We start from the raw sequence: 12,421 nt of genomic DNA on the forward strand, positions 1-12,421 counted from the left end.
GATGCAAAAAAAGAAGCAAATACCCATTGACAGAAAAACCCGTTATATCTAAAATGTGCAGCTTATCGGGTCGTTAGCTCAGCTGGTAGAGCAGCGGACTTTTAATCCGTTGGTCGAAGGTTCGAATCCTTCACGACCCACCAGATAAAAAACAAAACAGGCCGCAAGCAATTGCGGCCTGTTTTGTTTTTAGGTATTTAAAACATTCCAAAGCAACGGGAATCCGCACCGTTGCTTTTTCTATTTAAGGCCGTCTGAAAAAGATTAGATTGTTAGCGAAACTAGCAAAGCCCGTTTTCAGACGGCCTTCTGATCAATGTCAGCCATATTCCCGTTGTAGCATTGGCAGTATCATTAAAAGCGCGTTTCTGCGTCAGATTTATTCTTTATCAAATAAGCAACTGCTTACCAACAGGCACCTGCCAGTATATTGCTGTACTTGGTATCAACTAAAACTCATCGTTAATACAAGATGGCAAGCAATAAACACCGCAAAGGAAACAGAAACGGTTTTGCAGGCTTCTCAAGCAGGAAAATCACGCGCACATTAGCAGTATTTATGTAACTGTATTCAAACTTTTGCCCCGTCGTATTTAAGATTTTTTATTTTCAGCACTCCGGCATCTCTATTGAGGGTTGCGTCCATTTTTTTACTGATAAAATAAAAACGCCGACTGTATAAATACAGTCGGCGTTTTGTACTGGCTTTTAAGCCGTTTTATTTTACTCGGCTTCGTCAACCTGCTCGGCTACTTCGGCTTCGTGATGTGCCTGCCATGCTTGGCGACGGGTGCGATGGTAAGTCAAACCAGTACCGGCCGGAATCAAGCGGCCGACAATCACGTTTTCTTTCAGACCGCGCAACTCGTCTTGTTTGCCCATAATCGCGGCTTCGGTCAACACGCGTGTGGTCTCTTGGAACGATGCAGCTGAAATGAAGCTGTCGGTAGACAACGAAGCTTTGGTAATACCCAACAACACGTTTTCAAAGCGTGCAGGTTCTTTACCGTCGGCCAATGCTTTTTCGTTGGCCAAGGCAACATCGCCACGCTCTACCTGTTCGCCGGTAATAAAGCCGGTTTCGCCTGCATCGGCAATATTCACACGACGCAGCATTTGGCGGATGATGACCTCGATGTGCTTGTCGGAAATCTTCACACCTTGCAGGCGGTAAACCTCTTGCACCTCTTGGACGATGTAGCGGGCCAACGCTTCGATACCTTGCAGACGCAGAATATCGTGCGGGTCAACTGCACCATCAACAATGGTTTCACCGCGGTTTACCACTTGACCGTCGTGTACAAGAATCTGTTTCTCTTTGGAAATCAGTGTTTCGTAAGCCACGCCGTCCACATCGGTAATAATCAGGCGTTGTTTGCCTTTGGTTTCTTTACCGAAAGACACGGTACCGGTTACTTCGGCCAACATGCCGGCATCTTTGGGTACGCGTGCTTCAAACAGCTCGGCTACACGCGGCAGACCACCGGTAATATCGCGGGTTTTGGAAGACGCTTGCGGAATACGCGCCAATACGTCGCCCTTGCCGACTTCTTGACCTTCGCGAATGGTAATTACCGCACCAACCGGGAACGCCATAGACACGGCAGTCGTCGTGCCCGGCATACATACTTCTTCGCCGTTTTCATCCAACAGTTTTACTGTCGGGCGCAACAATTTAGAAGCTGAAGCCGAACGGCGTTTGCCGTCGATCACCACCAAAGTAGACAAACCGGTTACATCGTCGGTTTGCTTGGCAACGGTTACGCCCTCTTCCACGTTTTCAAAACGTACTTGACCGGCATGCTCGGTAATCATCGGACGGGTATGCGGATCCCATGTAGCCAAGGTTTGGCCGGCTTTCACCGCTGCACCGTCTTGCACCAACAGAATGGCACCGTAAGGCACTTTATGGCGCTCGCGCTCACGGCCGATTTCGTCGTGAATCACCACTTCGCACGAACGGCCGATCACAACCAACTCGCCTTTGTTGTTGGCAACATAACGCATTTGGCTGCTGAAACGTGCGGTACCGTTTGATTTGGCTTCCACTTGGCTGGCGGCGGCGGCACGAGATGCGGCACCACCGATGTGGAAAGTACGCATTGTCAACTGTGTACCCGGTTCACCGATAGACTGGGCGGCAATCACACCGACAGCTTCGCCGGTATTAACCAACTTGCCTCGCGCCAAGTCGCGGCCATAACAGTGAGCGCACAAACCGTAGCGGGTTTTACAGGTGATCGGGGTGCGGACTTTAACCTCATCGACACCGGATTGGTCAATCAGGTCAACCAATTGTTCGTTCAACAAGGTACCTGCTTCAACCAAAGTTTCTCCGCTTGAAGGATCCACCACGTCTGAGGCAGCAACACGGCCGAGAATACGGTCACGCAGCGGCTCGATTACATCGCCGCCCTGCACCACGGCTTTCATGACAAAACCGTCAGTCGTGCCGCAATCGTCTTCCACCACTACCAGGTCTTGGGTAACGTCCACCAGACGGCGGGTCAAGTAACCTGAGTTTGCCGTTTTCAATGCGGTATCCGCCAAGCCCTTACGCGCACCGTGGGTCGCAATAAAGTATTGCAATACCGTCAAGCCTTCGCGGAAGTTTGAAGTAATCGGCGTTTCGATAATCGAACCGTCCGGCTTGGCCATCAAACCACGCATACCGGAAAGCTGTTTAATCTGGGCTGCCGAACCACGGGCACCCGAATCGGCCATCATGTAAATAGAGTTGAACGATTCTTGGTCTACTTCGTTTCCTTCGCGGTCAATGACTTTCTGTTTGGAAAGGTTGTCCATCATCGCTTTAGCGATTTTATCGCCGGCACGACCCCAAATATCGACCACTTTGTTGTAACGCTCACCGTTCGTTACCAAACCTTGGCGGTATTGGTCTTCGATTTCTTTAACTTCGCTTTGCGCCTCGGCCAACAATGCAGCTTTTTCTTTCGGAATTTCCATATCGTCGACACAAATCGAGATACCGCCTTTGGCTGCGAATGCAAAACCGGTATACATCAAGTGGTCGGCAAAAATAACGGTATCGCGCAGGCCGCACAGACGGAACGATGCATTAATCAGCTTGGAAATTTCTTTCTTTTTCAGCGCTTTATTAATGTATTCGAACGGCAGGCCTTTAGGCAGAATCTCGCTGAGCAAAGCACGGCCTACTGTGGTTTCATAACGTTTTACCACCGGCTCCAACTCGCCTTGGGCATTTTTCTCCCATTCGCGCAGACGCACGGTAATTTTCGTACCCAACTCTACTTGTTTGGTGTGGTAGGCACGATGCACTTCTTTTACATCGGAGAACAAGCTGCCTTCGCCTTTGGCATTAATGCGGTCGCGGGTCATGTAGTACAAGCCCAATACGATATCTTGCGACGGCACGATAATCGGTTCGCCGTTGGCGGGAGACAGTACGTTGTTGGAGGCCAGCATCAAAGTGCGTGCTTCCATTTGTGCTTCCAAGCTCAACGGAACGTGTACGGCCATTTGGTCACCGTCGAAGTCGGCGTTGAAGGCGGCACAAACCAGCGGATGCAGCTGAATGGCTTTACCTTCAATCAAAATCGGCTCAAACGCCTGAATACCCAAACGGTGCAGAGTCGGCGCACGGTTCAGCATGATCGGGTGTTCGCGGATCACTTCTTCCAAGATATCCCATACTTCCGGCACTTCTTGCTCTACCAGCTTTTTAGCTGCTTTGACTGTTGAGGCCAAGCCTTGTTTTTCCAGTTTGTGGAAAATAAACGGTTTGAACAATTCCAAGGCCATTTTCTTCGGCAAACCGCACTGATGCAGACGCAGGTAAGGGCCTACGGTAATCACGGAACGGCCTGAATAGTCGACACGTTTACCCAACAGGTTTTGACGGAAGCGGCCGCCTTTACCTTTAATCATGTCGGCCAACGATTTCAGCGGACGTTTGTTGGCACCGGTCATGGCTTTACCGCGACGGCCGTTATCCAGCAGCGAATCTACCGCTTCTTGCAGCATACGTTTTTCGTTGCGTACGATAATATCCGGCGCGTGCAATTCCAGCAGGCGTTTCAAACGGTTGTTACGGTTGATGACGCGGCGGTACAAATCATTCAGATCGGAAGTAGCGAAACGGCCGCCGTCCAGCGGTACCAACGGACGTAAATCAGGCGGCAACACCGGCAACACATCCATAATCATCCATTCGAGTTTCATACCCGAACGTTGGAAGGCTTCCAATACTTTCAAACGCTTGGCGATTTTTTTGATTTTGGTGTCCGAGCCGGTAGATTCCAACTCTTGACGCAACACTTCTACCTCTGAAGCAATGTCCAAGCTGCGCAATAATTCGCGGATACCCTCGGCACCCATCTTGGCATCGAAGTCGTCGCCGTATTCTTCCAACTTGGCGTAATAATCGTCTTCAGTCAGCAATTGGCGGCGTTGCAGCGGTGTCATACCCGGGTCGGTAACCACATAGGCTTCGAAATACAACACGCGTTCGATGTCGCGCAAAGTCATATCCAAAACCATACCCAAGCGGGACGGCAGCGATTTCAGGAACCAAATATGGGCAACAGGTGCGGCCAATTCGATATGGCCCATGCGCTCGCGGCGCACTTTAGACAAAGTAACTTCCACACCGCATTTTTCACAGGTTACGCCTTTGAATTTCAGGCGTTTGTATTTACCGCACAAACATTCGTAGTCTTTTACCGGGCCGAAAATTTTGGCGCAGAACAAACCGTCGCGCTCCGGCTTGAAAGTACGGTAGTTGATGGTTTCCGGTTTTTTCACTTCGCCGTAAGACCATGAACGGATGGTTTCGGGAGATGCAATACCGATTTTGATCGCATCAAATTCTTCTTCTATGCCGGCAGACTGCAACGGATTAAATAAGTTTAACAAATTCATTTTTGCTCCTTGTGGAACGGTAGTTTTCAGACGGCCTCATTAAGAAAGCCTGTTCATTTGAAAATCTTTTTTCAGATGGCCCCAATGTTTTGGAGGCCGTCTGAAAACCGGTTCCGATATTAGTAACGTTCCAGATCGATATCCAAGCCCAATGAGCGAATCTCTTTAACCAATACGTTGAAGGATTCAGGCATACCGGCATCGATTTTGTGCTCGCCTTTAACAATGTTTTCATACATTTTGGTACGGCCGGCAACGTCATCCGACTTCACGGTCAGCATCTCTTGCAGCGTGTAGGCGGCACCGTAAGCTTCCAGTGCCCACACCTCCATCTCACCGAAACGCTGGCCACCGAATTGGGCTTTACCACCCAGCGGCTGTTGGGTAACCAGACTGTACGGGCCGGTAGAACGGGCGTGCATTTTCTCGTCAACCAAGTGGTGCAGCTTCAGGTAGTGCATCACTCCGACGGTTACTTTGCGGTCGAACGGTTCACCTGAACGTCCGTCATACAAAGTGATTTGGGTTTTACTGTTGTTGAAGCCGAGTTTTTCTACTTCGGGATCATCGCTCGGATAAGCCAAGTCGAGCATCTCGTAGATTTCGTTTTCTTTAGCACCGTCAAATACCGGCGAGGCAAAGGTGGCTCCGCGTTTCAGATTCTCAGCCAAAGCTAAAATTTCTTCATCGCTCAGCTCGTCCAGATTTTCCTGCTTACCGCTGCTGTTGTAGAGTTTATTCAGGAACTCGCGGATTTCACCTACTTTACGCTGCTCGGCCAACATGCGGTCGATGCGCTCGCCAATACCTTTTGCCGCCCAGCCCAAGTGAACCTCAAGAATCTGACCGATATTCATACGGGACGGTACGCCCAGCGGGTTCAGTACGATATCTACGGGGCGGCCGTCTGCCATATAAGGCATGTCTTCCACCGGCAGAATGCGCGATACCACACCTTTGTTACCGTGGCGGCCGGCCATTTTGTCACCGGCTTGCAGGCGGCGTTTGATGGCGATGAATACTTTTACCATTTTTTGTACGCCGGGTTGCAATTCGTCGCCCTGTGTCAGCTTTTTCTTTTTCACTTCATACAAGGCATCGGCTTCTTCGCGTTTTTGTTGCAGGCTGACTTTGATCAACTCCAGCTGCTTAGCCAAAGATTCGTCGGCCAAACGGATATCGAACCAATCGTGCTTGCTCGGCAACGATGCCAGATATTCTGAAGTGATGTCGCTGCCTTTGGCCAGTTTCAGCGGGCCTCCGTTGGCTTTCTGGCCGACAATCATGCGCTCGATACGGCTGAAAGCATCGTTATCGAAAATACGCAGTTGGTCGCTCAAATCTTGGCGGTAGCGTTTCAGTTCCGAATCAATAATCGACTGGGCACGTTTGTCGCGTTGAATACCTTCGCGGGTAAATACCTGCACGTCGATAACCGTACCGCTCATACCGGTAGGCATACGCAATGACGTATCTTTTACGTCTGATGCTTTTTCACCGAAAATGGCACGCAGCAGTTTTTCTTCTGGTGTCAGTTGGGTTTCGCCTTTAGGCGTTACTTTACCTACCAAAACATCACCGGCTTCAACTTCTGCACCGATATAAACGATACCGGATTCGTCCAAACGGTTTTGCATGCGCTCGGATAAGTTCGGGATATCGCGGGTAATGTCTTCCGCGCCCAATTTGGTATCACGCGCCACCACATTCAATTCTTCGATATGGATAGAAGTGTAGCGGTCATCGGCTGCCACTTTTTCAGAAATCAGAATCGAGTCTTCGTAGTTGTAACCGTTCCACGGCATGAAGGCGATGGTCATGTTTTGACCTAATGCCAACTCGCCTAAATCGGTAGAAGCGCCATCGGCCACTACGTCGCCGCGTTGCAGCACATCACCTGCTTTTACCACAGGGCGTTGGTTAATGTTGGTCGATTGGTTTGAGCGGGTAAATTTCACCAAGTTGTAAATATCCACACCCACTTCACCCGCAGTCGCTTCATCATCGTGCACGCGAACAACGATACGGTTGGCATCGACATATTCCACAACACCACCACGACGGGCAACAATTGCAGTAGCGGAGTCTACGGCTACCGAGCGCTCAATGCCGGTACCTACCATCGGTTTTTCAGGACGCAAACAAGGCACTGCTTGACGTTGCATGTTGGCACCCATCAAGGCACGGTTCGCATCGTCATGCTCCAAGAAAGGAATCAGCGATGCTGCCACAGAAACCACTTGGCCAGTCGCTACATCCATGTATTGCACACGGTCGGCAGTAGCCATGATGGTTTCGCCCTTTTCACGACAGGTAATCAAGTCACCGGTCAAGCGGCCGTCTGAATCCAATTCGGCGTTTGCCTGTGCAATCACATAGCGACCTTCTTCGATAGCAGACAAATAATCGATTTCATCGGTTACTTTACCATCCACCACACGGCGGTATGGGGTTTCCAAGAAACCGTATTCGTTGGTGCGTGCGTAAACAGACAATGAGTTAATCAAACCGATGTTCGGACCCTCAGGTGTTTCAATCGGACACACACGACCATAGTGAGTCGGGTGTACGTCGCGCACCTCAAAGCCTGCACGTTCACGTGTCAAACCACCCGGACCTAAAGCAGACACACGACGCTTGTGGGTAATTTCCGACAGCGGGTTAGTCTGATCCATAAATTGGCTCAACTGGCTGGAACCGAAAAACTCTTTAATTGCGGCAGAAACCGGCTTAGCATTAATCAAATCATGAGGCATCAGATTTTCAGATTCCGCCTGATTCAAACGCTCTTTCACCGCCCGCTCAACACGAGCCAAGCCGCTGCGGAACTGGTTCTCCACCAATTCGCCCACCGAACGCACACGACGGTTACCCAAATGGTCGATGTCGTCCACTTCGCCATGACCATTGCGCAATTCAACCAAAGTGGCAATAGAAGCAACAATATCTTCCACGCTTAATACAAAACCGCCTTTTTCAGCCGCACCGGCAAAAGTTTGATTCAATAAGCGTCCGTACCATGATTCAGCTTGAACATCGCTTAATTTTTGTTCATAAGTACGTGTATTGAATTTCATACGGCCTACACGTGACAAATCGTAGCTGTCTTCATTGAAGAACAAGCGATTGAACAGCAACTCCACAGCTTCTTCGGTAGGAGGTTCGCCCGGGCGCATCATACGGTAAATGGCCACACGCGCAGCCTGCTGGTCGGCAGTTTCATCCGTACGCAGAGTGTTGGAAATATAGCCACCTTGATCTAACTCGTTGATATACAGGGTTTCTACTTTTTCAACACCATGAATATCAAGTTTAGCCAACAACTCTTCGGTAATCTCTTCGTTGGCGGTCGCCAACACTTCACCAGTATCAGGAACGATCAAATCTCTAGCCAAAACTTTGCCTAACAAAGTTTCAGGATCAACATCCAAGCGGGTTAAACCTGCATTGCTGATATCGCGAATATTCTTAGCCGTAATGCGCTTGCCTTTCGCAACCAATACATTACCTTCTTTATCTACGATATCGAGCTTCGCAGTCTCCCCTTTCAGACGGCCTGCAATTAAATCTGTTTGAACGCCATCTTTCGAAAGATAGAACGTTTCTTTATCATAGAAAGTATCCAAAATCTTTTCGTTATCATATCCCAAAGCTTTCAATAGGATAGATACGGGCATCTTACGACGACGGTCAATACGGAAATACAATAAGTCTTTGGGGTCAAACTCAAAGTCAAGCCAAGATCCACGGTAAGGAATGATTCGAGCCGAGAACAACAATTTGCCTGATGAATGCGTTTTACCGCGGTCATGTTCAAAGAAAACACCGGGAGAACGGTGTAATTGAGACACAATCACACGCTCGGTACCATTAATGACAAATGACCCACTCGGCGTCATCAATGGAATTTCACCCATATATACTTCGTTTTCACGAACTTCTTTTACCGTAGGCTTGGAAGATTCTTTATCCAGTATGACCAAACGGATACGTGCACGCAAAGGAGAAGCGTATGTAATACCACGAAGTTGACATTCAGGAATATCAAACAATGGTTCACCCAAAACATAGTGAACAAACTCTAATCGAGCATAACCATTGTGACTCACAATCGGGAAAATAGAATTAAAAGCAGCTTGAAGACCCTCGTCATTACGCTGATCAAAAGACTTGCCTAACTGTAAAAATTTAGAATAAGAATCCAATTGAGTTGCCAAGAGAAACGGCACATCCAATACATTGGCACGTTTAGCAAAACTCTTACGGATACGTTTTTTCTCGGTAAAAGAATAACTCATAAAAGAAACTCCAAGATAGGGAGATTATTGTGTAAAACAAAAAAATTTGATACTTATGTGAAAGTGAAATAACAAAACAAATGTATTTTGATCAAACAGCAAGATAGATTAAATATTTACATTTATTAACATTTATAAATTTTTTAATTGAAAATATACGTAAATATTCAAAATTAGCTTACAAATAAGCAAAACAAGGCTGGCAGAAAACTGCCAGCCTTTTCTTTAAAATGGAATTATTTGATTTCGACTTTAGCGCCGGCTTCTTCCAATTGTTTTTGGATATCTTCAGCTTCAGCTTTAGAAACACCTTCTTTAACAGTCTTAGGCGCGCCGTCAACCATATCTTTAGCTTCTTTCAAGCCCAAGCCAGTAATAGCGCGAACAACTTTAATCACACCTACTTTTTGATCACCGGCAGAAGCCAAGATTACATCAAATTCAGTTTTCTCTTCAGCTGCAGCTGCACCACCCGCTGCAGGACCAGCAACAGCAACAGCTGCTGCAGAAACGCCGAATTTTTCTTCAAATGCTTTAACCAGGTCATTCAATTCCATAACGGTCAAAGAACCAACTGCTTCTAAGATATCTTCTTTAGTAATAGCCATGCTATTTAAACTCCAAATATTGTATTAAAAATTAACAGAAACAAAATCGATTAAGCGGCTTCTTCAGTTGCATTTTTTTCAGCCAAGGCAGCCAATGCACGAGCAAAGCCAGATACAGGCGCTTGCATAACGAAGAGCAATTTAGACAGCAACTCTTCACGGCTCGGAATAGATGCCAGCTCACTTACTTGAGCAACATCTAAAACACTACCGTTATAAGAACCAGCCTTAACAATAATTTTGTCATCTTTTTTCGCGAATTGATGCAGTACTTTAGCAGCAGCAACAGGATCTTCAGACGCAGCATACACCAAAGGTCCAACCATTTGGTCAGCCAATGCGGCAAATGAAGTTCCTTCTACTGCACGACGAGCCAATGTGTTTTTCAGAACGCGCAAATATACGCCTTCTTTACGAGCATTAGCACGAAGTTCAGTCATACTGGCAACACTGATTCCACGATATTCAGCAACAACCATAGTTTGAGCATTGGCAATAGCTTTGCTAATCTCTTCTACTGTTGCTTTCTTGGTTTCAATATTGAGACTCAAGGTCTACCTCCCACTGTTAAACAAAGAAATACTTGCGTATTCCACCAGCTCGGCAACCTAAAAAGATATTAATCACGAAACGGTTGATTATGATTATTCAATTCAGGACTACCGTCTGCGTAGGGCAATTACGATTAAATCTTACGATCCCTACGGTCTTGGACATCTACTTAAAATTAAGTAGCCCAAATTCAGATGGCCATACTTACCATGAAAATAAAGTATGTATGGTCATCCAAAAATTTTGCTTAAGTATTAATTCACGCTTGAAGTATCAACGCGCACACCCAAACCCATAGTGCTTGATACAGCTACTTTTTTAAGGTATTGACCCTTAGCTGCAGCAGGTTTAGCCTTAACAATCGCATCCAACAGCGCATTGAAGTTTTCACGCAAATCAGCTTCTGCAAATGAAGCTCTGCCAATAGTAGCATGCACAATACCAGCTTTATCTGTACGATATTGAACTTGACCTGCCTTGGCATTCTTAACAGCTTCAGCAACATTTGGAGTAACTGTGCCTACTTTGGGGTTAGGCATTAAACCGCGCGGACCCAAAATAGTACCTAACTGGCCAACAATACGCATTGCATCAGGAGAAGCGATTACAACATCAAAATTCAAGTTGCCTTTCTTCACTTCATCTGCCAAATCTTCAAAGCCAACAACATCTGCACCTGCAGCTTTAGCAGCTTCGGCATTCGCACCTTGCGTAAATACAGCAACACGGGTTGTTTTACCTGTGCCTTTAGGCAATACAACTGAACCACGAATCACCTGATCTGATTTACGAGGATCAACACCAAGGTTAAACGAAACATCCACTGATTCATCAAATTTGGCAGTTGCTGCTTTTTTTACCAACGCAATAGCATCATCAATAGAATATAATTTATTTGCTTCTACAGAAGAACGTAGTTCTTTTAAACGCTTAGAAATTTTAGCCATTTTACGCACCCTCCACATCTAAACCCATAGAACGGGCAGAACCAGCAATAGTGCGCACAGCCGCATCTAAATCAGCCGCAGTCAAATCAGGTTCTTTTGTTTTTGCAATCTCTTCCAACTGAGCACGAGTAATTTTACCCACTTTATTGGTTAACGGGTTAGAACTACCCTTCTGCAAACCAGCAGCTTTTTTCAAAAGAATAGAAGCAGGAGGAGTTTTCATCACAAAAGTGAATGATTTATCAGCAAACGCTGTAATCACAACAGGAATGGGCAGACCCGGCTCCATAGATTGCGTCGCAGCATTAAATGCTTTACAAAACTCCATAATATTCAAACCACGTTGACCCAACGCAGGACCAACAGGAGGAGAAGGGTTGGCTTTACCTGCAGGAATCTGCAGCTTAATGTAGCCTACAATTTTTTTTGCCACTTATAATTACTCCTAACAAAACGGGTATAACGCGAAAATAAATAATCGCTCCCCAAAAAAAGAGCGATTATTATAATTTAACCGATAAAAAACTTCAACTAAATCTTTATATCTAAGTTACTTAAGTTGAAATTAAATCAATTTATAAGATCTTCTCTACTTGGTTAAATTCAAGCTCAACCGGAGTTTCACGACCAAAAATCTGCACAGTTACTCTTAACTTATTTCGCTCATAATTAACTTCTTCAACAACTCCATTGAAGTCTGCAAATGGGCCTTCATTCACTCGTACCTGTTGGCCAACTTCAAATTCAACTTTGGGTTTGGGCTTTTCTACGCCTGACTGAACTTGTTGCAAAATAGCATCAACTTCTTTTTGAGAAATAGGCATAGGTTTATTAGCCGTACCACCAATAAAACCTGAAACTCTTGGCGTACTTTTTACCAAATGCCAAGAATCATCAGTCATTTCCATTTCAATCAGCACATATCCAGGAAAAAACTTACGCTCACTGATTGTTTTTCGACCATTCTTAACATCAACGACCTCTTCGACAGGCACTAGGATTTTTCCAAAATAATCATCCATTCCCTCTCGACTGATACGTTCTTTCAAGGTTTTTTGTACATTCTTCTCAAAGCCGGAATAAGCCTGCACTACATACCAACGTTTCGACATCT

7 protein-coding genes and 1 tRNA gene are annotated in these 12,421 nt (G+C 46.4%); 1 reads left to right on the forward strand and 7 read right to left on the reverse strand.

What is annotated here, in order from left to right:
• The first annotated feature begins 67 nt into the window (after positions 1 to 67).
• Positions 68 to 143: transfer RNA gene (locus tag CKV66_RS00105), tRNA-Lys, on the forward strand.
• Between the two features lie 580 nt (positions 144 to 723).
• Here CKV66_RS00105 and rpoC read toward each other — a convergent pair.
• From rpoC to nusG, 7 genes are all read right to left on the reverse strand, one after another.
• Entirely contained in the window at positions 724 to 4,902 is a 4,179-nt protein-coding gene (gene rpoC / locus CKV66_RS00110; RefSeq protein WP_085363449.1) for a DNA-directed RNA polymerase subunit beta', read from the reverse strand.
• 119 nt (positions 4,903 to 5,021) lie between these two features.
• Complete coding sequence (gene rpoB / locus CKV66_RS00115) at positions 5,022 to 9,200, reverse strand: DNA-directed RNA polymerase subunit beta (protein WP_085363448.1); 4,179 nt, start codon at positions 9,198 to 9,200, stop codon at positions 5,022 to 5,024.
• Between the two features lie 236 nt (positions 9,201 to 9,436).
• Positions 9,437 to 9,808: a 50S ribosomal protein L7/L12 gene (gene rplL / locus CKV66_RS00120; RefSeq protein ID WP_054599430.1), complete on the reverse strand. Its 372-nt coding sequence runs from the start codon at positions 9,806 to 9,808 to the stop codon at positions 9,437 to 9,439.
• 50 nt (positions 9,809 to 9,858) lie between these two features.
• Entirely contained in the window at positions 9,859 to 10,359 is a 501-nt protein-coding gene (gene rplJ / locus CKV66_RS00125; RefSeq protein ID WP_085364551.1) for a 50S ribosomal protein L10, read from the reverse strand.
• Positions 10,360 to 10,614: 255 nt separating this feature from the next.
• Positions 10,615 to 11,307, reverse strand: coding sequence for a 50S ribosomal protein L1 (rplA, locus tag CKV66_RS00135; protein WP_054599428.1), 693 nt, complete (start codon positions 11,305 to 11,307; stop codon positions 10,615 to 10,617).
• 1 nt (position 11,308) lies between these two features.
• On the reverse strand, positions 11,309 to 11,740 hold the full coding sequence (gene rplK / locus CKV66_RS00140) for a 50S ribosomal protein L11 (protein ID WP_054599427.1): 432 nt from the start codon (positions 11,738 to 11,740) through the stop codon (positions 11,309 to 11,311).
• A 142-nt stretch (positions 11,741 to 11,882) separates the two neighbouring features.
• A complete protein-coding gene (nusG, locus tag CKV66_RS00145; RefSeq protein ID WP_085360684.1) occupies positions 11,883 to 12,419 on the reverse strand; it encodes a transcription termination/antitermination protein NusG in 537 nt (178 codons plus the stop codon).
• Between the last annotated feature and the right edge of the window lie 2 nt (positions 12,420 to 12,421).

The organism is Neisseria zoodegmatis, assembly GCF_900187305.1.
Classification (GTDB): Bacteria; Pseudomonadota; Gammaproteobacteria; order Burkholderiales; family Neisseriaceae; genus Neisseria; species Neisseria zoodegmatis.

Excerpts from the sequence above, each read along its gene's own strand:
- rpoC (WP_085363449.1), bottom strand. The coding sequence starts at position 4,902 with ATGAATTTGTTAAACTTATTTAATCCGTTGCAGTCTGCCGGCATAGAA.
- rpoB (WP_085363448.1), bottom strand. The coding sequence starts at position 9,200 with ATGAGTTATTCTTTTACCGAGAAAAAACGTATCCGTAAGAGTTTTGCT.
- rplL (WP_054599430.1), bottom strand. The coding sequence starts at position 9,808 with ATGGCTATTACTAAAGAAGATATCTTAGAAGCAGTTGGTTCTTTGACC.
- rplA (WP_054599428.1), bottom strand. The coding sequence starts at position 11,307 with ATGGCTAAAATTTCTAAGCGTTTAAAAGAACTACGTTCTTCTGTAGAA.
- nusG (WP_085360684.1), bottom strand. The coding sequence starts at position 12,419 with ATGTCGAAACGTTGGTATGTAGTGCAGGCTTATTCCGGCTTTGAGAAG.